The sequence below is a fragment of the Gimesia chilikensis genome, from assembly GCF_007744075.1.
Taxonomy (GTDB): Bacteria; Planctomycetota; Planctomycetia; order Planctomycetales; family Planctomycetaceae; genus Gimesia; species Gimesia chilikensis_A.
Window position 1 is genome coordinate 4,244,180 of record NZ_CP036266.1, and the last position, 25,123, is coordinate 4,269,302.

The 25,123-nt window shown below is 52.6% G+C and carries 11 protein-coding genes; 6 read left to right on the plus strand and 5 right to left on the minus strand.

All coding sequences use genetic code 11. The features are described 5' to 3' along the window. Positions 1–2: 2 nt before the first annotated feature. A complete protein-coding gene (locus tag HG66A1_RS16005; protein WP_409999483.1) occupies positions 3–9,659 on the plus strand; it encodes a Calx-beta domain-containing protein in 9,657 nt (3,218 codons plus the stop codon). Positions 9,660–9,679: 20 nt separating this feature from the next. Here the strand turns inward: HG66A1_RS16005 and HG66A1_RS16010 are convergent, their stop codons facing one another. Together HG66A1_RS16010 and HG66A1_RS16015 are read right to left on the minus strand one after the other, a co-directional pair. After that, positions 9,680–10,078 carry a hypothetical protein gene (locus tag HG66A1_RS16010; RefSeq protein WP_145185932.1) on the minus strand — a complete coding sequence of 133 codons (399 nt, stop codon included), beginning with the start codon at positions 10,076–10,078 and terminating at the stop codon, positions 9,680–9,682. Beyond that, the gene (locus HG66A1_RS16015; protein WP_145185935.1) at positions 10,075–14,499 is read right to left on the minus strand and encodes a serine/threonine-protein kinase; all 4,425 of its coding nucleotides are present in this window, start codon (positions 14,497–14,499) and stop codon (positions 10,075–10,077) included. The genes HG66A1_RS16010 and HG66A1_RS16015 overlap by 4 nt, the downstream gene beginning before the upstream one ends. On the opposite strand from HG66A1_RS16015, the gene HG66A1_RS32025 reads away from it, so the two are divergent. Next, a complete protein-coding gene (locus HG66A1_RS32025) occupies positions 14,498–14,656 on the plus strand; it encodes a hypothetical protein (protein ID WP_197996614.1) in 159 nt (52 codons plus the stop codon). The genes HG66A1_RS16015 and HG66A1_RS32025 overlap by 2 nt on opposite strands. Before the next feature lie 10 nt (positions 14,657–14,666). Here the strand turns inward: HG66A1_RS32025 and HG66A1_RS16020 are convergent, their stop codons facing one another. Continuing rightward, entirely contained in the window at positions 14,667–15,239 is a 573-nt protein-coding gene (locus tag HG66A1_RS16020; protein WP_145185938.1) for an ECF-type sigma factor, read from the minus strand. 141 nt (positions 15,240–15,380) lie between these two features. On the opposite strand from HG66A1_RS16020, the gene HG66A1_RS32030 reads away from it, so the two are divergent. Further along, the gene (locus HG66A1_RS32030) at positions 15,381–16,190 is read left to right on the plus strand and encodes a hypothetical protein (protein WP_197996615.1); all 810 of its coding nucleotides are present in this window, start codon (positions 15,381–15,383) and stop codon (positions 16,188–16,190) included. 58 nt (positions 16,191–16,248) lie between these two features. Continuing rightward, positions 16,249–17,751 carry a polysaccharide deacetylase family protein gene (locus HG66A1_RS16025; RefSeq protein ID WP_197996616.1) on the plus strand — a complete coding sequence of 501 codons (1,503 nt, stop codon included), beginning with the start codon at positions 16,249–16,251 and terminating at the stop codon, positions 17,749–17,751. Positions 17,752–18,812: 1,061 nt separating this feature from the next. On the opposite strand, the gene HG66A1_RS16030 is transcribed toward HG66A1_RS16025, so the two are convergent. After that, positions 18,813–20,408 (minus strand): arylsulfatase, encoded by a 1,596-nt coding sequence (locus HG66A1_RS16030; RefSeq protein ID WP_145185944.1) that lies wholly within the window; start codon positions 20,406–20,408, stop codon positions 18,813–18,815. A 222-nt stretch (positions 20,409–20,630) separates the two neighbouring features. Between HG66A1_RS16030 and HG66A1_RS16035 the strand changes: the two genes are divergently transcribed. After that, positions 20,631–21,728, plus strand: coding sequence for a twin-arginine translocation signal domain-containing protein (locus HG66A1_RS16035; protein WP_145185947.1), 1,098 nt, complete (start codon positions 20,631–20,633; stop codon positions 21,726–21,728). Between the two features lie 69 nt (positions 21,729–21,797). Then, complete coding sequence (locus HG66A1_RS16040; protein ID WP_232106586.1) at positions 21,798–23,720, plus strand: exo-alpha-sialidase; 1,923 nt, start codon at positions 21,798–21,800, stop codon at positions 23,718–23,720. 52 nt (positions 23,721–23,772) lie between these two features. Here the strand turns inward: HG66A1_RS16040 and HG66A1_RS16045 are convergent, their stop codons facing one another. Then, entirely contained in the window at positions 23,773–25,032 is a 1,260-nt protein-coding gene (locus tag HG66A1_RS16045; RefSeq protein WP_145185950.1) for a PQQ-binding-like beta-propeller repeat protein, read from the minus strand. Positions 25,033–25,123 lie beyond the last annotated feature (91 nt).

Consider the following 25,123-nt stretch of genomic DNA (forward strand, 5'->3'; position numbering starts at 1 on the left):
TACTGCCCCCTCTAGATTCTGATACCAATCTTGAAGAACAATTTGGCACTGCTGTTGCTGTTGATGAAAACTACCTGGTAGTTGGTGCTCCCGGTAATGATTTCCACGCCGCTTCCGCCGGTTTAGCCTATGTATACAAAAAAGATGATCACGGTACCACAAACAATGCTACGGATGATACCTGGGTATTTGAAACTACTCTTTCCAGCGAAACACTCTTGCAGGCAGATGCTTTCGGTACTTCAGTAGCGATAGATGGAAACACTATTGTAGTAGGTGCATATTCAGTTGATACACCTACATATAACAGCGGTGCTGTGTTTATTTACACAAGAGATGATTCTGGCTGGAAGAACATTCCAGAAACCAGAATTCTTTCTCCAGAAGCAGATAAGCCAACAGGTTCGTCTTTCGGCACTTCCGTCGCGATTGAAGGAAACACAGTTGTCGTAGGAGCTAGTTTTGATGATAGCCAGGCATTTAACAGTGGAGCAGCATACGTCTTTACGAATTCTGGCGGAGGATGGGAGAATGCTAATGTAACAAAACTGACTGCAAGTGACGCTGTGGAAAAATTATATTTTGGGCAAACAGTTTCCATCAGTGATAATACCATAGTTGTGGGAACGAAAAGTTACGTTTCTGCCGCATACATCTTTTCCAATGTCAATAACAATTGGAACTCAGCAGAAGAAGTAAAACTATCCGGAAGTTCGGGAACGTTCGGAACAACTGTTTCTATCTATGGTAATACAGTCGTAGTAGGTGAAGAATTATCTTCTTTAAGTGGCATTCATAATAGCGGTGCAGTCCACCTCTATGTAAAAGGAACTGACTGGCATAATTATCAGGAAACAATACTTACATCACCTGATCCACATACTGACGATCACTTTGGCTCTTCTGTATCTATTCACGATAATATATTAGTTGTAGGTGATGAGAATAAAATTCATGATCAGTTACATCAAGGTTCAATCTATATATTTGAACGTACTGAAACAGGCTGGAATGATGCAACTGTAACTGAAATCTCCCCCCCTGAAATTGAATTAAATCAATTATTTGGTGCAACAGTCTCGTTTGACGGAAATACAATCCTGGTAGGAGTTCCAGCCGGAGATATTAATGGAATTGATAGTGGTGCAGCGTATCTCTTTACCGCAGGGGGTGATGGTTGGAATACTTCAGGACAAAGAATTAGCATCCTAACCGATAATATTTTGAATCACGCCAATGACACCACTGGGGATAATGTAGCAATCGAAGGTAATTTTCTAGTTATTGGAGCCCCGTTAAATCAGTACTCCCCCAATCACTCGGGCGCTGTATATATCTATGAACGAAATACTAATGGTACGCCTGAGACTCATGCTGATGATACCTGGATTTACCACACAACTCTTTTTGCTACCTTAGGTCAAGATGCAAGATTTTTTGGTTCATCGGTAGATATCAATGGAGTTAATATTGCTGTTGGTGCATTTGGCAGCACCGAACTAGGCTACAACAGCGGAGCAGTTTACGTTTTTACTAAAGATGGGGACGACTGGCTCAGCAGAACTGAAAGCAGGATAACTGGATCTGACTTGGCTTACAATTACGAGTTCGGCTATTCCGTGGCAATTGAAGAGAACACGCTTGTGGTCGGTTCTCGAAGGAGTTCTGGTAATCAAAACGTTACGGGGGCAATTTATGTTTTTACAAGCGAAAATAATAATTGGTCAAATGCCGTCGAAACGAAACTTTTCGCATCAAATGGTAAGTCGGGTGATTATTTTGGACATGAAGTCGATATCAATGGTGATTCTATAATCGTCAGCGCCTGGGCAAGGAGTGATATATCGTCCCAAAGTGGAGCAGTATATATCTACCGAAAGGGTGAATCTGGCTGGTCAGATGCTTGGGAAACCGAGTTTACTCCATTTTCCGGATCGAATCAGAGTAATTACGGATACTCGGTTTCAATCAGTGGTGATTCCGTAGCGATAGGGATTCCTGGCGATGATGAAAAAGGAAATAATGTTGGCTCAGCTTATATTTACACAAGATTAAGTGAAAACTGGGATGATTCAGAACTCACGAAAATATATGCACCGGATGGTATGCTGTTTGATGCATTTGGACATTCAGTTTCTATTCACAATGATACATTGCTTGTGGGAACATATGGTGATGATACACGCGGAGACGACAGTGGCTCAGTGTATGTATTTAAAAGAAACGAGTCAGGCTGGGAAAACAGTTTTGATTCAAAACTAATCGCCGATGACGGGATGAGCCAGGATCATTTTGGCTGGAGCATAGCTCATGATGGAACAACATTTGTAGTTGGAGCTCCATATGATGATACATCACATGGCTACAACAGTGGCTCGGTTTATGTGTATGGCCCACCACGCATCAACACTATCTCCATCAATGATGTCCAAATCACGGAAGGAGATAAAGGTACCACGGCAGCGACCTTTACGATTACTCGAACTGGAGTTTTACCCGGTGATCTGAACAAGAATGAAACCGTTGAATTTAAGATAGTGGATGGCACTGCTTCAGTTTCATCTTTGGATTATGAAGCTCAGACGGGATCGATTTATTTTCATGCAGATCCTCAACAAACACTTCAAGTTCAAATAATTTCAGTAGAAATCAATGGTGATCACACTATTGAGGACGACGAATTTTTTCAGATTATTCTTACTCACAATTCTGAAAATTCTACATTCATTAAATCAATTGGGAATGCCACCATCTTAAACGATGATTTCCCTGAATTTGTCCAAACGTTCTCCGCCTTACCTACGGAGATACGGACAGACGATGATCACTTCGGTAATGCGATCGAAGTCAGTGGTGACTATATGGTCGTCGGGGCGATTCATAGTGATATTGCTGCGACGGATGGCGGAGCTGCTTATGTCTACATTCGAAACAGACAGGGAACGCCAGATAATGAGTCAGACGATACGTGGGACTATCATTCCACTTTGACGGCGTTTGATGCTGAAGCTGGTGACCAGTTCGGGACGAGCATTGCCATTGATGGCGACACGATCGTGATTGGCAGTCTCCTCGACGACGACCAGGGGGACGACAGTGGTTCGGCTTATGTCTACAGACTCGTTGACAACGTATGGAGCCTGGAAGAAAAGCTGACAGCCACGGATGGCAGAGAAGGCGACCAGTTTGGTATTTCCGTGTCCATTGAAGATTCTACGATCGTCGTTGGCGCGCGTTACCATAACTACTTCATCTCAGCCTTTGATGATCATACCGGAGCCGCTTATGTTTTTGATCGATCCGGCACAGACTGGACACAAACCCAAAAGCTGACCGCGTCTAATCATAGTGATCAGGATGCGTTTGGGCACGATGTGCTGATCAAAAACGACGCCATCTACATCACCGGTCTGCGGGCAGCTGTAGACGATTCCCCATCGGGTACCGGTGCCATCTATATCTTTCATAACCAGGACGGAGCCTGGACTGAACAACAAATCATAGGCCCTCCCGATGGCGAATATGATGACTGGTTTGGCTATGATATTCATGTGGACGGAAATTTCTTAGGCGCAGTTTCAGCTGCAGATGATGAGTTTAAAGGATCTGTCTATCTCTTCAAAAACAATGCAGGCACCTGGGAATTTCAGCAGAAGCTGACTCCCCCTGTGGGAAATCAACTTGACCGGTCCGCATTTTCCATTCGTATTTCAGGAACAACCCTTGCTATCGGCTCACTGCTGAGCGATGGACAGACAACCGATTCGGGCGCTGTTTTTCTCTACCAGCTAATCAGTGGAGACTGGGTTGAGTCCCAGACTATTTCAGCTCTTGATGGAGCCGAGCAGGATTATTTTGGGCACGCAGTCGCTTTTTCCGGTGACCAGATTATTGTCGGTGCGCCTCAGAACGATGAAGCCGGCAACAATGTCGGGAAGGTCTATGTCTTCCGGACTTTTGCTCCCCAGATCAATATCATTCCCACCAGCCAGAAAGAGGGAGATCAGGGAGAGACGATTTTCACCTTCGAGGTGGAACGCGTTGGTCAGTCTTCTGGTGATTTAGACTTTGAGTCTACCATTGACTTTGAAACAGTAGACTTTAGTGCCACCCTTGCAGATCACGATTATGAATTTCAATCAGGGACAATTACATTCACAGCCGATCCGAATGCAATTCGTCAGACTCAGACCATAGAGATCACAGTCTATGGTGACGACATATTTGAAGGTGACGAAAAATTTGTTGTCAGACTGTCAAACCCATCAGACGCCACCATTCTCGGTAGCAACAGCGTCTTTGGCTGGATCGAAGAGGATGACCATGCAGAACTGGGGATTGAAAACACCACCGTCAACGAATCTACCGGCACATCAAGTATCACAGTTTCCCTGGACAAGCCCGCAATCGGACGGGTCAGCGTAATGTATTCCACCGCTGATCAGACGGCAGACTCTCCAGCTGATTACGCTTCTACTACAGGCACTATCACATTCGAAGCTGGAGAATTGAGCAAAACAATTCAGGTTCCAATTACTGATAATGCCATAGTGGAAGGTAACGAAATATTTCTGGTCAATCTCACAGACCTGGTCGCCGAGGGTTCTGATGTCATCATCAGTCAGGGTCAGGCAGAGGTGACTATCGAGGATGACGACGAAGCGACTATCTCCATCGACGACGTCTCGGTCGACGAATCAGCGGGGACAGTTAATTTAATTGTCACTTTGAGCCAGGCATCTGCAAATACGGTCACCGTAGATTTCAGGCCCATCAATCAGACAGCAACAAAACCCGCTGACTATCTGGACCATACAGGCACGCTGAGCTTTTCACCTGGTGAACTGACCCAAACCATCACCTTCTCTATCGTTGATTCAGACCTCGTCGAGCGGGATGAACAGTTTCTGGTACTGCTCTCGAATATCCAGGCCGGGGGAGGAAACGTCACTTTTGCCCGAGATCGGGCTCAGGTCACCATTCTTAACGACGACCAGGCCAGTATGACGGTTGATGATGTTACCGTCGATGAAGATACGGGCACCGTGGAGCTGACCGTTTCCCTCGATCACCCAGTCGACACCACTATCTCGGTAGAGTATGCGACAGCAGATCTGTCTGCTATTGCCGGAGATGATTACACGCCTCAGACCGGTACTTTGACTTTCAGTCCTTTTGCACTTACCCGGACCATCTCAATCCCGATTGTGAATTCAGATCTGGTGGAACTGGAAAAATCCTTCTTCGTGAATTTGAGTAACCTGCAGGCTAACGGACGCGATGTGATTCTTGCCGACAGCCAGGCTGAAGTGACGATCTCCGACGATGACCAGGCGCTAGTGACCATTGATGACATTACCGTCAATGAAGCCGACGGGACTGCAGAGGTTACTGTTTCGCTGGACAAGCCTGTCGCGAGTGAGATCAGTGTCGACTACACAACAGCCGGGCAGTCAGCCCTGGATACTGAAGATTTTGAATCGCAGTCCGGAACGCTCACCTTCACTGCCGGTCAGCAGACCAGGATTATCAGTATTCCACTGGTGAATAACGAAGATCTGGAATTAGACGAAAGTTTCAGTATCATACTGAGCGATCTGCAGAATCATGGATTTAACGTGGTTCTGGCTGATGCTCAGGCTGAGGTGACCATCGAGGATGACGAACAGGCCCGTTTTTCGATCGCGGATATCGACGTCAATGAAGGAGATGGGACTGCGGTCCTGACTGTCACCCTGGACACCCCCTTACCTGTCACGGTCACCGTTGATTTCACGACTTCGAACCTGACTGCTGTTTCCCCAGATGACTATCAGTCGACATCAGGTATTTTAACATTCCTGCCTGGCGAACTTTCCCAGACGATTACAATCGACATCGTTGATTCTGATCTGCTGGAAATCGATGAAACATTTCTGGTCACACTGTCAAATCTTCAGTCGGGCACCGCGAACGTCATTCTGGGAGACAGCCAGGCGGAAGTGACCATTCATGATGATGATCAGGCCAGCCTGACGATCGATGATGTGACTGTCGACGAGGACGCGGGCTCAGTTCTGTTAACCGTTTCGCTGGATCAGGCAGCGGGTGACACAATCTCGATTGATTATACGACGGCTGATCAGTCTGCAGTGACCAACGATGATTATGCTTCACAGACGGGGACTTTGACATTTGCTCCCGGAGTACTGACTCAGACGATCTCGATCCCGATCGTTGACTCTGACCTGGTGGAACTGGAAGAGTCTTTCCTCGTCAATCTGAGCAACCTGCAGACCAATGGCTGGAATGTCAGCCTGACAGATGCCCAGGCGGTCGTGACGATCTCCGACGATGACCAGGCGCAATTGACTATTGACGACATATCCATCAATGAATCTGAAGGGACTGCGGAAGTGACCGTTTCCCTGGATCAACCCGTTGCAGGTGAGATCAGTGTTCATTTTGAAACAGCAGACCAGACAGCCATTGCAGGCGAAGATTACGAAGGCCAGTCCGGCACGATCGCTTTTTCCGCCGGCCTGCAGACCAGGATCATCAGCATCCCCCTGATCGACACAAATCTCGTTGAACCGGATGAGCAGTTCCTGATCAATCTGAGCCAGCTACAGAACAATGGATATGATGTGATCTTGGCTGATGCCCAGGCAGAAGTCACCATTCGGGATGATGACCAGGCTCAGTTTACGATCGACGACATCATTGTAAGTGAAGCCGATGGCACTGCTGTCTTGACCGTTTCATTGAGTCACCCCGTCACATCGACGGTCACCATCGATTATGCAACGGCTGACGACTCGGCGCTCTCTCCCGAAGACTACCAGGCTCAAACAGGCACTCTGACGTTCCTGCCCGGTGTGCAGTCGCAGAGTATTACCATCGATCTTATCAATTCCGCCCCGATCGAACTCGATGAACGCTTTCTGGTCAACCTCTCCAACATCCAGGCCGGAAGTGCAGATGTTGTGATAGGTGATCATCAGGGAGAGGTTACGATTCAGGATAACGAACAGGCACAGTTGATTGTGAGTGACCTGACCGTCAATGAGGCGGACGGGACGGCTGAAGTCGTAGTCACGCTGGATCAACCGGTAAGCTTTGAAGTTCGGGTGAACTATTCACTGGCCGACGGGAAAGCCAAAAACTCACTCGACTACCAGAGTCAGTCCGGAACACTGATCTTTGCTCCTGGGGAACAGAGCAAAACAATCACGGTTGCCCTGATTGATAATGACAAAGTAGAAGAAATCGAAGACTTTCACGTGAATTTGTCCGGCCTCAACATTCAGAGCGATGTGGTGATCATCGGCCGTTCCCAGGCAGACGTTTCCATCGTTGATGATGACCAGGCCCAGTTTTCAATTACCGATATCACTGTCGATGAAGCAGCTGGAGTCGCCCGACTCTACATCTACCTGACGGATACCGTGTACGCGAACATCTCAGTCGATTACAGCACCGTAGATCAATCCGCTGTCAGCGATTCTGACTACCTGGCCAAATCGGGCAGGCTGACATTCACTCAGGGACAGACGGCCAAGAGTCTTACGATCACCATTACCAACGACCAGATTGTTGAAGGTCTAGAGTCCTTCTACGTTCAGCTTTCGAATATTCAGGCGAACGGGGCGCAACTCACTTTTGCCAATGATTCTGGCGAAGTAACCATTGAGGACAATGACGAAGCCAATCTGACGATGAGTGATGTGACCGTCGATGAATCGGCGGGAGTCGCATTAGTTTCACTGACACTGGACCAACCAGTCGAAGCGGCAGTATCTCTTGATTTCAACACGCTGGACCAGAGTGCCCTGGCGAACGCGGACTACCAGCCTACAGCAGGTACGGTCACGTTTCAGCCGGGTGAAGTCTCACAGGCGGTCAGCATCCCTCTGATCGACACGGATCTGGTGGAACTGACAGAATCGTTCCTGGTTCAGTTCACGAATCTGCAGGCCGGCGGTGCAAATATCGCGCTCAGTCGTAACCAGGCAGAGGTGACAGTAACGGATGACGACCAGTCAAATATCACGATCGACGATATTTCGGTGGATGAGTCCGCCGCGAATGTGCAGGTGACCGTCTCGCTGGATGCCCCCGTCGATGCATCGGTGGTCATCAACTATGCAACCGCCAGTCAGACAGCCCAGTCGCCATCGGACTATGCTCACAGATCAGGTTCGCTGACATTTACGCCGGGAACACAGACGCAGACAATCAGCATTCCAATTGTCGATTCTGGTCTGCTGGAAATTGACGAAACATTTTTAGTGATCCTGTCGGGCCTGCAGGCTAATGGACATAATGTGATTCTGGCTGATGACCGGGCCGTAGTTACGATCCTCGATGATGACAGTGCCTCTGCAGAGGTGAATCTGAGACTGGTCTCCTCCCCGACCCCGACACAGCCGGACGGTTCGATCATCCAGTTACCCGAACATGAGGCGTGGGTCAGTGAGTGGGCCACATGGTGGATTGAAATCTGGGTCCAGACCAACGATCAGACCAGCCAGGGGAGCATCTCTGTCGATGTCGATCTGTCTTACAATTCGGCCGTTGCCTCCGCGATGGAAATCGAATACGGGCCTCGGTTCTCTACAAACCAGACTGGTGATATTGATGATTCAACAGGAACGATCACCGACCTGCATGCGGAAACATCAACGGCTGGACTGCAGGTTAACCGGCGAACGCTGTTTGCCCGGATTCGCTTCACTCCCCAGGCGCAGGATCAGATTGATCTCGATCTGAGTACAAAGATATTGCCTGCTGAAGATTTGGAACTGCAGGCGAATTCCGTCGAAGTTCAGCTATCCAATGCCGCCCCCTTTGTCACGCCGACTGAAGCGATCCCCGCTGTCCAGATCTACGCCAACCCGTATGACCTCAATAACGACGACGCCATTAATTTCCGGGATCTGATTCTGTTTGCCAGTGTGTATAATTCGACTCCCAGCCAGTCTGATTCGGACTATGCCTGGTTTGCAGACTTGAATCAGGATGACCGGGTGCACTTCCGGGATCTGCTGCTGTTTGCTTCCAATTATGGGAAGTCTAAAGCCAATCATTCCATTGTCACCTACCCCTCCAACTTCCCGGATGCCTGGAATCAGCTGCTGGTGGCTGACACGTCGAGTGCACCACAACAGACGGCGACACCACTGACACAAACGGTCGCGACGGCTTCCTTCTCTCGGATTGTCGATCAGGTCAGTGGCAGTCTCTCTGTAGAGCAGAATGTCATGCTGGAAGCCACGACTGTGCAAGTGGTCGATCTGAAAGGAGACGCGCTGGGCCAGATCGCTGGTGGCACAATCTATATTGATGTGGATGCAGCGGGATATGGCTGGTATCTGGAAGGCAGCCCTGCTGCTGATTTTAACTTCGTTTACGACAGCGATCTGAGTCTCATCGCGTTGCCCGGCAGTGATGCGGACGGCCGCTTCGATCTGCAGACTGTACTCTTCCACGAACTGGGGCATCTGCTGGGTTACGAACACTCAGAAGATGGAGTGATGCAGGACACACTCGCTCCCGGTATCCGGCTGCTGCCCGACTGGGAACTCAACTTCGAATTCGACCCGGGGCTCTCCCTGGAGGATACCGATGAATTCTTTCTCGACATTCAAGACGAAACGGAACTGATGCCGTTTAAGTGAGCGGAACTGTCGGAAGCCGACTAGAGGGCAGTGAGTTCTTCGAGCAGGTTGATCTGAATCGACGGACAAATATTGATCCGCAGGCAGTTCTCGCTCTCTTCCGTGAACTGGATGGATTTGGCAGGAAATTGTCTATACGGTGTCTGACTAAGCACCACATTTTTACCTCGCAAGGGGAAGTAATGATCTTCCAAGCCTGCCTCTTCGAGCGTCATAAAGATCAAGACGCCGTTTTTAATTTTGGCCCCTTGCACGCGCGTAAACAGCAGGGACTGTTTTCCGGGAGGCTGATCTGATATCTCATTCGACTGCTCTGTAGAAAGGGCGGTTCTGGCAGCGGTGGGTTCCGCCAGAAACAGCACCGACAGGCTGAACAGAATCACGAAGATCGATGAGACGGTTGTGAGCAGATCTTTCATTTTACTCCCCCTCCCACAGGCTCGCTGCTTTTTTCAGTAGTTTGTGACTTAGCCTGTTGTCGCTGCTGGAATTCGGGGTCAACGAGCCGCCAGGTTTTCTCTGATTGTCCCGGCACGATCAGTTGTTTCCAGTCAGGCTGCTTGATATCGGAGAAAATCTCTTCCAGTGACTTTAGCTGGCTGTTGGACGACTTATCCAACTCGATGACATTTCCGAAGATCTTAAGGAGCGTTGTTTCCGGAACATCGGGCTTGCCGTCTGCGAATGCTTGCAACAGTTCCTGAACCACTTTTGCCTGCTGTGCTGAAAAGTCGAATTCCATACCGACGCCCTGCTTGGGATTCGGCCAGTGGAAGTAGAAGTGCTCGTCAGCGGCCCAGTCGCGATGATTCGCGGCCAGCTTTTTGAAGTCGTAGTGCAGCGTTTTCTCGACCGATTGATCAGCTTTCAGATTCAATTCTGAGTCAACATAGCGTGCGGATCGTCCATTGGTGGCCCAGCCGACGAGTTGCGTGCTAACCGTGACAGCGTACTCACCTGGCGTCACTTCGAAGGTACTCGCGCCGCGTTGCACGCGTTTCATGATCCGCGTGCCGGAATCGTTCTTGAGTGGGGCCAGATCGATACTCATACCCGGGTCTTTGCCGAAGAGGACAACCGATTTGTAGGGTGTTCTCGCGGGACGAGGTTTTGTCGCCTGGACTGGTTGTTGACTGAATGGGTTCTGCGTTCCCTGTTTCTGTTCGGGAAAAGAGTGCTGCTGAGACTGAGTGCGATTGTTTTCGAATGTGCCTCCACCGAACGGGTTTGTGACTCTGCTACCGAATCCGTCCCCCAAGCCACCGCCACCCATCGACTGAACAGGCTGGTTCAGTTGCTGTTCTGTCAGCCGCCAGGTCCCTGTGGTCTTGCCGGGGATGATCAGCGATTTCCAGGCGGGGTGCTGCCCGTTGTTGAAAATCGCTGCCAGCGTCTTGGGCGGTTCCGCCTTATTGTTCTCCGCGGCGACCTTCAGCAGAGCCGATTCAGCGACATCCGGTTTCCCGTCTGCGTAGGCCTGTAACAGTTGCTGCACGACCAGGGCCTGGGGTAGAGAGAGCGTATAGATCTTGAGACTGTAGCGGTTCGTTTTCGCCCAGTGAAACTTGAAGAGCCCTCCTCGGGACCAGTCGGGGTGGTTTTCGGCCAGTTTCCTGTAATCCGGCTTGATTGTGACCGAGACGATTTCGCCCGGTTTGACTTCGACTTCTTTAAGATCGTACTGGGGTGTACTGTATTCCCCTTCCCAGCCCGCCAGCGTGCTAGCGACCCGGATCGTATATTTGCCGGCGGGCACTTCATGTGTCATGGGCTCCAGGGTGAAGAACCGTTCGGCAAAGCCGAGAGGCCCTGGAGATCTGAACTCACCAGACATACCCATGCCCGACATATCCCCACCGCCCATCTCCATACTTGCCGCGTCCGGTGAATATATGGTAAAGATACCAGCGCGAAGAAACGGTGTCTGTCCGCTGATGAGAATGGCTCCCGGGCCGCGGAGTTCTGCTGGTGTCGGTTTTTGTAAATTGCGCGTCATCGCGACAATCTGGCTTGTCAGATCAACCAGTAAGGGTTCTCCCGGCTGTTTGTCGATCTTTTTCGTGAATTTGACGAGTTGTCCCGAGGCGGTGAAACTGACTTTAATATATTGCACGCCCGGTTCCACGATCAGTTCATAGGGCCAGGATTGAACCTGATAGTAGCGGTCGGCTTCCACAACTACCTTGCTGATGGGAGTTGTCCCACTGTATTGTAGAATGACCTTCTCATTAGCCGGATTCCTCAGCGTCGGCAGTAAGAGACTGAGTAACATCAGGCAGGCCACCAGGATCGTCACCCATTCCATGAAGACCCACGGATTTCGATTCGCTGCAGCAGCCCCTTTGCGACGAATAAAGTAAGCAGCGATGAGCATCGCCGAGACCACAACCAGATTCAGCCCCCAGCTCAATATAAAGCCCTGCTCGGTCGGATTCAGGTGCCGCCAGATCTGTACCACCAGAATCGAGCTTAACTGCAGGAGGATGCCGACCAGCACGCCGATGATGACCCGCTTGTTGGAGCGCCGCTGCTCCTGGACAAACGGGTCACCTTCGGGGGCAGGTTGTTGCTCGAGTGTTCCTGCCGCACGTGCATCGCGCCGTTTCAGATAGCGGGCAATGTAGAGTAAAATTCCAACCGGACCGGCAAACAGACAGGCCAGCAGAAACAGTCCATCCAGCACCTTTTCCGAACGTGAGTCGGGTTCGACCAGATTCTGTGCCCCACAGATCATGACCAGCAGCCCGACGGGGACAAAAAACAGGGATGAGACCAGAACCATCTCCGCCACACTGTAGGTAAAATGCAGTCCGGTAGAGATGCCAAAGAGCCAGATCAACAGGGGCAGGATCAGCAGGACGGCACCGACACCGACCACAATCCGGTCGAACTGCGACCCGCGTTTTCCCTGTGGGGCCATGACCGTTTCAGGGATTTCCAGCGCGTCCTCAGCGGTTAGCCCCAGTCGTTTTTTGAGGTTCTGATCGAGCCAGAAACCGACGCTGAGACAGAGTCCGCCCAGCAGAGCGAGTACAATTACCGGAACCATCTGCCAATCCTTGGAGATCGACAGCATCGCAGGTATGATTCCCGTCGCTTCAGCCCAGTTCCAGAGCACCAGCAGCACCCAGATTCCGATCCCCATGATGGTAAACAGCCAGGCATCGCGTTGCTGCATCGCATTGAACTGGCCGGGCTCCAGTGACTGGTAAAAACGCCAGAGTTGATAGACGGCGAATCCGCTGACGCCGAGCAGCGCGATCAGCGAAGCCAGCAGAACCTGGTACATATCGGGTTCCACGTTCAGCAGGGGGACCTTCATGCGGACCATCAGAGTGATCACAAATGACAGGAAGAGCGTCAGATTCAGCGAGGCGAGACAGAGAAACCAGGTCGTCGCCGGGAGTCGCCGTCCTTCAGTTCCCCGCACCAGATAGATGATTGTCGAGAACACCATGATCGCCACCAACGTGCCCGAAACCTTGACGACTTTGTCCAGCAAATGGACTTCCTCAAGTTGTGGACCGGTTCTCATCAACGAAAAGGCCAGGAAGATTCCGACGCCGACTGCCAGCAGCATCCCCCCGACCAGATTGCCGGGAGTCTTATGCCTGAGCTCCGGTTCCAGGTCCGCGACAGTTTCGACGGGTTGTGGTGCCTGCGGGACTTCAATCTTTTGTCGTGGCGCGGGTCGTGCAGCGCGGGGAGGACGTGCCTCCGGTGTGTATCCCGGGTGCTGCAGGCGGGCGAGGTGCGTTCCCAGCAGTTCGGCGATTTCGGCTGCGGTCTGAATGCGATGTTCGGGCTGTTTTTCCAGCAGGCATTCGATGATTTCGATCAACCACTCGGGGATGTCTTCGTTGACTTCCTGAATCGGTCGGGGTGTGTCATCGCAGACGCGGCGGACGACGGCGGCCAGGTTACTGGCCCGGAAGGGGGAGCGGCCGGTACACATGGCATACATGACCGCGCCCAGGCTGAAGAGATCGCTGCGTTGATCGACGCGGTCTCCCGAGGCCTGCTCGGGGGACATGTACTGCGGAGTGCCTGAGACTTCACCCGTCCTCGTGATCGTGACATCATCGACGGCACGAGCCAGACCGAAATCGGTAATCTTGACCCGTTCGACACCATTTTCCAGGAGGATATTGGCAGGCTTGATATCGCGGTGAATCAATCCCTGCTTGTGAGCGGCAGCGAGCCCCTCGGTGATCTGATTGCCAATGCGGAGTATTTCGGTGACTTTGAGTGAGCCGACTTTATCGAGTTTCTCCTGCAGTGACTGCCCCACCACGTATTCCATCACCAGGTAGGGGAGCGTCGCTTCGTCGACGGCATGAATGGTGACGATGTGCGGATGGCTGACTGCAGCGGCGGCCTGCGCTTCCCGCAGGAAGCGTTTGCGGGCATTGGGATTAACGGCCAGGAGGGGGGACATCACCTTGATGGCGACGATCCGATTGAGCTTGGGATCCAGGGCCCGAAAGACGATGCCCATCCCCCCCTGCCCGATGACTTCCTGAACCTGGTAGTCTCCCAGGGTCCCTAACAGACTCGGGTCGTCGGAAGGGGTAAGAAAATCGAGTGACAAAGGCTCTGCTGTGCCGGAACCGACGGGGGACTTTTCCAGGAAGCTGCCCGCGTCGTCGTAGGCCAGGAGCAATGCTTCCACACGACGACGCTGTTCGAGATCTGCACCGCAGGTTTCATCCAGAAACTGTGCCCGTTCTGCCGGGGTCTTCTTTTCGAGTGCCGCCAGGAAGAGGCCCTCAACCGACTGCGGGTTCACATTCTCGCGCGTGGGCTCCGGTTCCGGATTGTCAGCAGCAGGATCAGACATGAGACTGTTTTCTGTTAAACGTTATGTCCCGGGAACCACGCCAGTCCCCTTCTATCATTACATGCGACAGCACGGTGCCTGGCGCCTCATCCTCACGGTCAATAAAACGCATTATTCTGCAGATTTAATGAAAGCGGGCCGACTTAGATTGCCCTAAGCTGCTGTAGTTAAACGAGTTGATCGGTATCGCCCCGCATCTGGTGATAGAGCCAGGCACGCGAATAAGCCCAGTGCCGGGCCGCGGTCGCCCGGGAGATGCCCAGCACATCCGCCGCTTCCTGTTCACTGAGACCGGCGAAATAACGGAGCTTCACGAGCTCTGCTTTCTGGGGGTCCTCTTCGGCGAAGAGCGTCAGCGCTTCATCGAGGGCCAGCAGATCATCGGGTTGTTCGAGGGCCGGAGCCGAGATTTCGGGGAGATCGACACGCTCGTGGTCGCCGCCGTGCTTAAGTCGTTTTTTGCGTCGCGCATTTTCGATTAATATCCGCCGCATCGACTCGGCTGCCGCTGCGAAGAAATGGCCCCGGTGATCCCACTCCTGTTCCGCGGACTGTCCGACCAGACGCAGGTAGGCTTCATGGACCAGCGCGGTTGCGGTCAGGGTCTGTCCGGGTGCTTCGTGCGCGAGCTTCTGTCGCGCCAGTCGCTGGAGTTCGGCATAGACGACAGGCAGCAATTGATCGGTGGCTGCCAGGTCTCCTGCTTCCAGGGCCTGTAAGATGTGTGTGATATCCTGCATGCGTTGCGCTCTTACGCGATTAAGATTTGTTCGACTGATTAATAGAAATGTTGCTATCTGCCAGTGTAACCTGTGGGACCGCCGATGCAAATCAGAATTGTGTTTCCCAGCAGTGTATCGATCCGTTAATATGGAAGTGAAATGACAGTCGTTGCCTTCCGGGAAGTCATGTTCCCTCAGAGAAAGTTCCGAAACATGCTGCGTGTTCTCCGAGATTTCGTCTGGTGCCTGCTGTTCCTGGGTCTGGTTACTCAACAGAGTCCGTCAGTGCAGGCAGCCGAGTGGGGAAGTCTATCAGGCAAGTTTGTCTATACCGGCCCTCCTCTGAAACAACAAAAGACCCCGTTCCCGGAGCCTCCGTCACTGGTCGTCGGACCACAGGGAGGCATCAAGAATATCTTTGTGTATTTAAAGGAAGGGAATTTCAAACCGGAACGGATTCACCCTGACTTTCGAAAACTGCCGAATCTGGTGGTGATTGAACATCGAAACCAGCGTTTCGAACCGCATGCTACCGCCCTGTGGCAACCACATCAGAAGCTGGTAATCTCCAATCAATCACCCCGCGTGCACGTAACGCAATTATTTCCACTCAAAAATCAGCGTCCGGATCTCTCTGCCATTGGTCCGGGGCGTAAAGAAACCATTCCGTTTGAATACCCGGAACTACTTCCCATCCAAATCAAATGTGATATTCACCCCTTTGAAACCGGTTACCTGCTGGTTTTAGACCATCCGTACGTGTCTATCTCCGATGAAACGGGGGCATTTCAGATTAAGAATCTGCCTGTCGGGGAATGGGAGTTTCGCGTCTGGCACGAGCAGGCTGGATATCTGGCAGCTCGAGAGGAATGGCAGAAGGGTCGGATCAAGATCCAGATTAAGCCGGGCGAGAATGACCTGGGAGAGATCAAGGTTTCTCCCGAGATGCTTGAGTCCGGTAAACGCTGATCAAACAAGCGTGTCTCTTAACCAGAGTTTTTCCAGAATGAGCGAAAAGTCACCAGCCATGCGAACTACTATCTACCTGAATTTAATGGCCTGTTTATGGTTCGTCTGCTCCATCGGTTCGGCCACGCAGGTACAGGCGGCCGAGTGGGGAACGTTGGCCGGGAAGATCATCTATACTGGCAAACCTGTCAAACCGGCCCAGTTGGAGATCACCAAGGATCGTGAAGTGTGTTGCCGGGACAAGGCGGTGCACCTGGACGATTCGTTTCTAGTCGGTAAGCAGGGAGGCTTGAAAAACGTGTTCGTTTATCTGCAGAAGACAGACTTCGACCAGGCGCTGGTGCATCCCATGTATCGAAAACTGCCGAGTACGGTTGATTTATCTGTAAAGTCCTGCACGTTTCATCCACATGCAACCGGTGTCTGGTATCGACTTCAGAACGTCTCTGTAGAAAATCAGGATCCGATCGCCCACAACACTCATTTTTTTTACTTCAGGAATACGCCGACATCCTTTATAGCTTCCCCACTCGGCTTGAAAAAGCCCCTTGAATTCGACACAGCAGAACCGTTGCCGACGTTAGTCACTTGTGATATTCACCCCTGGGAAAAGGCTTACGTCCTGATACAGGATCACCCTTACTTTGCCATCACCGATGAAACTGGTGCCTTCGAGATCAAAAACATTCCGGTTGGTAAATGGAAGTTCCAGTTCTGGCACGAAGAGGGGGGCTATATTGTCCATGAGGGAAAGCCCAGGCGTGGCGGAAAGACGCTGCAGATTAAGCCTGGCAATAATGATCTGGGGGTGATTGAAGTGCCTCCCGAGGAGTTCGATCGCAGAGTGGCTGCCCCAGAACTCCCTGCCGCAGGAGTGGTCCTCACGTTTGACGACCGGAATATGAATCAGTGGGTCAAACAGATTCCGTTGTTCCAGAAGTACAATGCGCAGGTGACCTTCTTTGTCGATCACTTTCATACTTTAACGCCGCAACAGATTGATGCGTTGAAACAGCTCAAAGCGGCTGGACATGCGATTGGCTGTCACGGGGCCAGGCATCGCAAGGCGGTCGACTATGTGCGTGCGCATGGAATGGAGCGATATCTCGAAGATGAAATTGATCCGGCGGTGAAACGGATGACCGACGCCGGCTTTCCGCCGACCTGCTTTGCTTATCCAAGCAGTTCGCGGAATGCCGAGATTGACCAGGCTCTGCTGAAAACGTTTCGTCATTTGCGGGGCGGGACCGGGTTACCTGCGGGGCAGCGGATGCGGGATCTGAAATCGATTAATGTGCCGGTTGATCAGATTGCCGACCGCGGATGTCTGATCGGTACGGGCATCGATTACGCGGGAACGGAGAAGCGGCCCGATTACCTGCTGGAGATCAAAGACGCGATGGATCATGCGCAGCAGCGGGGTGAGATTGTTGTCTTTTACGCGCACAACATCAGTGACAAGGGGCCCGGGCATCATCTGCAACCACGGGTGCTGGAGGCGATTCTGGCACATGCGCAGCAGATCGGTTTGGCGACGCTGACTTATGATGATCTGCCTTGAGGTTGGTGATCGCAGTTGAATGGATTTGAGCTCAGCAGGTGAGGTTTGTCTCTCGTCCAGCGCACGCTTGCTCTGAGACCTCTTGTTGTCTTTGACAACCTCGAATTTCATTCGAGGCCACCCTGATGTTTTTCTTTTACTGGTGGGGGAATATGCGCTGGTTATTCTTGCCCTGGCTCTGGGTGTGCCGATCTGTATGATTTTCTGGATTTTGGACGGCTGCTGATCGGTGCTGCAGATAGCTCTGTAATTGATACAGACCACAGGCTGTTTTAGTGGCTGGCGTTTCAACTGGCGGGAGGACACATGGGTCCTCCCCTACAACTCTTTTTATCTCCAGACAGTTGAGGAGCTCGTGATGGATTTGGTGCCCGCGATTTTGATTGATGGCTTTGATTTTGCTGAACGGCGTCGGGGAGTCAAGACAGAATTTTGTCCCAATGTGGCCGGATTTTGTCCTGGAGTGACCGGAAATTTGTCCTGGTATGGCCGGTTTCTGTCCTGATGTGCCCTGTGTCAAACGTGGATTCAAGTAACAGCTGCGGGATGTTTCCGTGAACAGGAAGTGAAAATCGATGGTTTTTCAGGTGGATGTGGGGCACTGGTGCGTTTTGTTTGCTGGTGTCGCTTTCCCGTCTCGCGCGCGCGAGCCAGATTGGGAACAGGATACGGGGAAGCAGGAGCCGATCAAGGTGAGTTTATTCAGTTGTTGGTGGGGGAAGTTCAGTATGGGGTTGAGAGTTTTCTGAGGCAGTTCGGATTGTTGCTCTGTCAGTTTCCTGCTCGCGTTGCTCGCCCCGAATTACATTCGGGGTTACCCAATGGAGGTGGTGATTGATGAAAGGAGTTGGAAAGTTGAATGTGGATTGTCTGTTTGCACTGAAACCTCCTGTTGCCTGCGGCAATCCCGGATTTTATCCGGGACCACCCGGTGGATCGTGGAATGGGGTCTGTTCCTGTTCGCAACAGCGAAGTCTTGCTCAAGTACCGGTGGCTAGTGCCATTCCGCTCAGGAGAAAGAGCGCTTGATGACTTACTGTGTTTTAGGATTATTGAATTCCCTATTTCGATTTACTCTTGGCGTTCAACTCCACTTTGTTGGCCCAGGTGAACCAGTCTTGTGCCATCTGCTGGACGCGTTCGGGGTGCTGATCCGCGAGGTTGTTGGTTTCGCAGCGGTCGGCACTGATGTCGTAGAGCTCCCATTGCTTGACGCCTTTATCCCAGACCAGCTTCCAGGGTCCCTGTCTGAGTGCCCGGTTGCCGGACCAGTACCAGGCCAGCGAATCGTGCAGCGTTTTATGCTCACCTGCGAGCAGGCTGAGCATGCTGGTGCCTTCCAGGGGGAGCAGTTCGTGACCCTGGTAAGACTGGGGGTACTCGGTCTGCGCGATTTCCAGAAAGGTGGGCAGAAGATCGATGATATGCGCGGGGCTGCGATTGATGCTGTTCGCGGGAACCTTGCCGGGCCACCAGGCGATACAGGGAGTGGAGATGCCCCCTTCGTGAACCCAGGACTTGTATCTGCGGAAGGGGGAATTCTGAGCCCAGCCCCAGGCGGGACCGACGGCGACGTAATCGTCTTTCGGACCGGGGCGGCGGACGTTGGGATCGCGTCCTCCCGGTTCTTCACTGCAGCCGCCGTTATCGGAAAGAAACACGATCAGTGTATTGTCGAGTTGTCCGGTTTCTTTCAGTGTCTCTCTGATGCGGCCGATGTTCTGATCCATGCAGTCGATCATCGCGGCATAGACGGCCATACGCAGATCTTCGAAATCCTGGTTCGCGGTCTCCCAGTCATAGCTGCGACTGTCACCCTCGGAGAGCGACCAGTTCTCGCCGGCGATGCCGAGTTCCTGCAGACGTTCCCAGCGGTTCTTACGCAGCTGGTTCCAGCCCATTTTGAATTTACCGACGTACTTCCGGATGTCTTCCGGTTTGGCGTGCAGAGGGTAGTGGGGCGCGGTGTAACAGAGGTGAATAAAGAACGGTTGCTCATTCTGGCTGTAGCTGCGGATCATCCCCAGGGTGTGGTCGGTGAAGGCATCGGTGGTGTAATAGCCGTCTTTGAACTCGGTGACAGCTTTGTCGTCATGACCGAAACTGCGGATCCCTGCTCTTTTATACGGGGGATCGGAGATGGTCGGGTCGAAAAAGTTACAGCAGCCATCGAGCACGCCGTAATACGAGTCGAAGCCACGGAAATAGGGATGCGTTGTTTTGTCGTAGCGGTCGAGCCAGCCTCCCGGGACTTTGCTCTTGGCGTAACCTTTGGTCTTCATCAGGTGCCATTTGCCGCTCAAGCCGGTCTGGTAGCCGGCGACTTTCATCGCTTCCCCCAGCGTGACCATGTTCTGTCTGAGATGTCCCCCTTTACCGAAGCGGGGATACAGGCCGGTCAGTATCGAGGCGCGGGTCGTCGTGCATTTGGCATTGTTATAGAACTGGGTGAACCGCATGCCTTCCCGGGCGAGCTGGTTCAGATGAGGCGTATCGACTTCGCCTCCGTAACAGCCGATATCCGAAAAGCCCATGTCGTCGCACATGATCAGAATGATGTTCGGTCGTTTGGCGGCCTCAACAGCGCCGGTAGCAAGGAAGAGTGCCAGCAGCGACAGACAGACGGTGAGATAACGAAGGGAGCGCGGATGGACCATGGCGGCATTACTTCTGTTAAAGGAGATAAATCGATCGGATTCAGGTTTTATTGTAAGGATCGACGAAAGCAGACTCAACCAGAGATTCAGAGTGTCAGGAAGCCTTCACAAGAAATGCGGGAACCGACGGGTTCCGAATTGATCTGGGTTCTACCACCGGGTACATTTAATAAACCCCATTGCCGAATTCCTTTCTTTCCAGAGCAGCACGGGAACCAGTAAATGTCAGCTTCAAATCAGACGCGTCGCGACTTTCTTAAAACCACCGCAGCCGGAACAACGGCTGCTTTGTTCGGAGCCCCAGCGATTCACGCCGATTCCAAAACGGATTCGCGGATCGTACTTGGTACGGGCGATTACCAATATGAGGTGACCCACGACTGGGCCAGGCTCCCTTCGAAATTCACCTGGCAGACCACACATAACGTGGCCATCGATAAGGACGGCTTCGTCTACGTGATCCATGAAGGACGGGCGGACCAGAAAGATCATCCTTCCATCTTCGTGTTTGACCCCAAGGGGAAATTTGTGCGTGCCTTCGGCAACCAGTTCCAGGGGGGCGGGCATGGACTGGAAGTCCGCCAGGAGGGGAAGGAACAGTTTCTGTACGTGACCGGGTATCAACATCTGAAAACTTTTGCCAAGCTCGATCTCAAAGGAGAAACGGTCTGGCAGAAATACGCACCGATGGTGTCGGGGTTTTATGCTTCCGGGGAAGCAACGCGTCCTGAGAAGGTCTGGGGCCGGGACCGATTCCTGCCGACCAACTTTGCCTTCCATCCGGACGGGGGCTTCTTCCTGGCCGACGGTTACGGGGCGTACCAGATTCATCGCTTCAGTAAAGACGATAAATGGCTGTCCGCATTTGGGGGACAGGGGAAAGAGGACGGAAAGTTCAATCTGCCCCACGGTCTTTGGATCGACGATCGGCCGGGCCGCGAGGCTTCCGTGGTCGTTGCGGATCGGGCGAATGCTCGTCTGCAATGGTTCACGCTGGATGGCAAGCACCTGGAAACGATGACCGGCTTCATTCTGCCTGCGAATCTCGATACTTATAAAGATCTGCTGCTGGTTCCTGACCTGGCGTCGCGCATTACATTGCTGGACGGTAAGAACAAGGTGATCACACACCTGGGACAGGATCCGGACTGGGCCAAAGCGATGAAGAGTGCCAAGCCACGGATGCGGGAGACTCCCGAAAAATGGCAGGCGGGTCGCTTCGTGCATCCGCATGATGCCTGTTTTGATCAGGAAGGCAACATCTTTGTCGCAGAATGGGTGGCCACGGGCCGGATCAGTAAACTGAAACACCTTGGATAGTCTGTTAATCAAAAACTCCTACTTACAGTAAGCGCACGTTATCTCTCTCCTCGAATTAGAAATCACACCATGATGAAACGTACCCTCCTGCTGTTGACGCTTGTTTTCACTCTCGGTTCCTTCGCGCTGGCGGACGCCGGCTCTCCGCAACCGAAAATCAAGCTCAGTCCGGAAACGGAAAAGAAATGCCTGGCCGTACTGCGTGAAGCGATTCAGAGTGATGAGTTCTGGCCTTCAATGCACGCTGCCGAGGCGCTGACTCTCGCCGGGAAGGGAGCGGAGGTCCGCAAGATTGTGGAGCCGAAACTGAAGACCGACAAAGACGACCAGCATCGCTGCGGTCTGGCCCGGGAACTGGTGCGTGCGGGAGACCGTTCGAAAGCGGCCATCATGTTTCAGATCCTGGCAGGTAAGAATCCTTACGGACACGTGCATGCCTGCGAGTCGCTTTACAAAGTCAACGAACTGGGTGACGGGACGCTGATTCGAGAAGCCATGAAATCCGAGGATCCGAAGAAAGCGATGATGGCCGCCGCCCTGCTCTGTCGCTGGGGAAATCCCGAGGGGTATAAGGTCGTTCGCAAATATCTGGAAGATCCCGATGTCAAACTGGCGAGTATCGCTGCCTGGATCATTGCCCGGGTGGGAGACAAGCAGGATATCCCGGCTCTCAAAGCCAACCTGAAGCGGACCGACGATGCGTTTACCCGCTGCTATTTTGAATGTGCCCTGGCAATGCTGGGTGATGCCGAAGGGCTGGCAGCGGTCAAGCGGAACCTCTCCAGTGAGGATGCCGCGGTGAAGACGTACTCGGCCATCTTCGCGGGCGAAGCGGGTGCCAGTAACCTCAAAGACAAGCTGATTAAACAGCTGGATGATGAGACTCTGGATGCACGCGTGCGGGCAGCCCAGGCACTGATCGTGCTGGCGAAAGCTGAGCCACCGAAAGACGAGATCATCGTCACCGACGTGTATGAAGCGTCGAAAGAGTATCCCCGTTATAGTGAAGGATCGATCCTGCCTTTAAACGATGGTTCGCTGCTCTTCGCAACGACACAGTTTATCGGCAGCGGCTCCGATTTCGCGACGGCCCGGATCATTGCGAAAAAGTCGACCGACGGGGGACGCACCTGGAGCAAACCACGCGTCCTGCAGGAAAATACGGGAAAGAAGAATGTTATGTCCGCCACGCTACGTTACCTGGCGGGCCCCGAGCATGAACAGCGACCGATTGGTCTGTTCTACCTGAAAAAGAATACGCTGTCGGATCTGAAAGCGTACCTTAAGATTTCCAATGACAACGGGAAGACGTTTGGCCCGCCGACTGAGATTACGACTCCCCCCGGATATCACGTGATGAACAATGACCGGATTACGATTCTCTCCACTGGACGCTGGCTGGCCCCCGTGGCTTCGACAGCCGACGTACATAAAGAGAATCATTTCGTCTGCACCTGTTTCATCTCAGATGACCAGGGTAAAACCTGGCGACAGTCGAAAGGGAAAGTTGATTACGCCCGACGCGGAGCGATGGAGCCGGAAGTATTTGAGCTGAAGGACGGCAGGGTTCTCATGATTTTCCGCACGCAGTTCGGGCATATCGGCTCGAGCGTGTCTGGTGACGGAGGTAACACGTGGAGCACGCCTGCTTCCTGGGGCGTTCGTGCTCCCGAAGCACCGGCGACACTGCGACGTGTGCCTTCAACGGGCGATTTAATGCTGATCTGGAACGACAACTACGATCCAAAGGCGAAGAGCCATGGAGGAACGCGATCGCCGCTGACTGTTGCCATCAGCGATAATGAGGGGCATTCCTGGAAAATCAAACGGAATCTGGAGACAGAAACCGACCACGGTTACTCGTACATCAGCCTGATCTTTTACCAGGGACGGGCGATCATGAGCTATTACGTCAGCGATCCCAACCGCAAGATTTCGTCCCGCTTCCGTTCGATTCCGCTGGCCTGGTTTTACGAGGAGACATCCGACTAACATAACACGACTTCCCCGTCACTCAGCACCGGTGACGGGGATCATGAGTTGCTTACTTACTGCCGAGGCAGTAGAGCATTTCCTGTCGTTTCCCATCAACTTCTTCAGTCACCCGCATGAAGATGCGACTGTCGACGATGGTGGGAGTCGCGAAGACTTCGGTGCCGAGTTTATTTTCGGAGATCATGACGAACTTATCGGGGTTGGCACGGAAGATATAGGTCTCGCCGGCTTCGTTGGTAACATAGATTCGCGTGCCAACCAGCACGGGTGAGGAACTGAATGTTCCGCCCAGACGGCCTTTCCAGCGTTCTTTGCCGGTTTTGATATCCCAGCAGATCGCGACGCCGTTGTCGGTTACAGAATAGATATAATCGTCTTTCACGAGCATGGAGGGAACGTAGACACGAGTGCTGTTCTCCCAGACGACTTCGCCGGAGCCATCGGCTTTGACGGCGGACATGTGATTTTTGGGGTAACCGCCGCTGGTGAGAATGAGTTCGCCGTTGGAAACAGTTGAGGTGACACATTCGGTGGTCGCCCCGTCTATTTCCCAGAGGATCTTCCCGGTCAGTGGATTCATGCCGGTGACGAGGTTGCAGCCGGTCATCAGCAGTTGCTCTTTACCGGCGACATTCAGGATGATCGGCGAAGGGTAGTTCGGTGTTTTGGGGCGTTCATTTTTCCAGACGATTTTACCATCGGTACGGTTCAGGCCGGCAATGGCACCGCCGCCTTTGTTGTCGGCGGAGACAATTACCAGCGGTCCGTAAATCGCGGGAGAGGAACCGTAGCCCTGGTGGATGATGTAATCGGTGATCTTCGTCTGCCAGAGCTGTTTGCCGTCCAGAGAGAGTGCCGTGGTGTAAGCGGCGCCGTTGTTGATGAAGTTAATGAAGACCCGTTCGCCGTCACAGGCGACGGTCGAGGAGGCGTGTGTTGATTTCTTATTTCCCTTGGTACTGAGGCCCCCTTTGAAGACGTCCGTCTTCCAGAGTTTTTTGCCAGTCTGGCGATCATAGCAGAGGACGAATTGCGTTTCCTGTTCGGTATCAGCCGAGGCGAGGAAGACCTGATTGTTATAGACGGTAGGTGAACCATAGCCTCTGCCGGGGACGGCTGATTTCCAGATTACGTTTTCCGTGGCGCTCCATTTCACTGGTGGATTCTGGCTGGCGCTGGCAACGCCATTGCGGTGCAGGCCACGCCACCAGGGCCAGTCGCTGGCTTGAAACTGGGGCAGATCAGCGGCGGAGAGAATCGCAGACGGACATAACAACAGCGTCAGACAGACCAGCAGAGTTCGAGACATCAGGATGCTTTCTTCGGGTATGAATGTCGGAGAGACGGAATCGATTCAGCTGAACCGACGGGCAAGAAATCAGTCATTCATTGTAAACCGT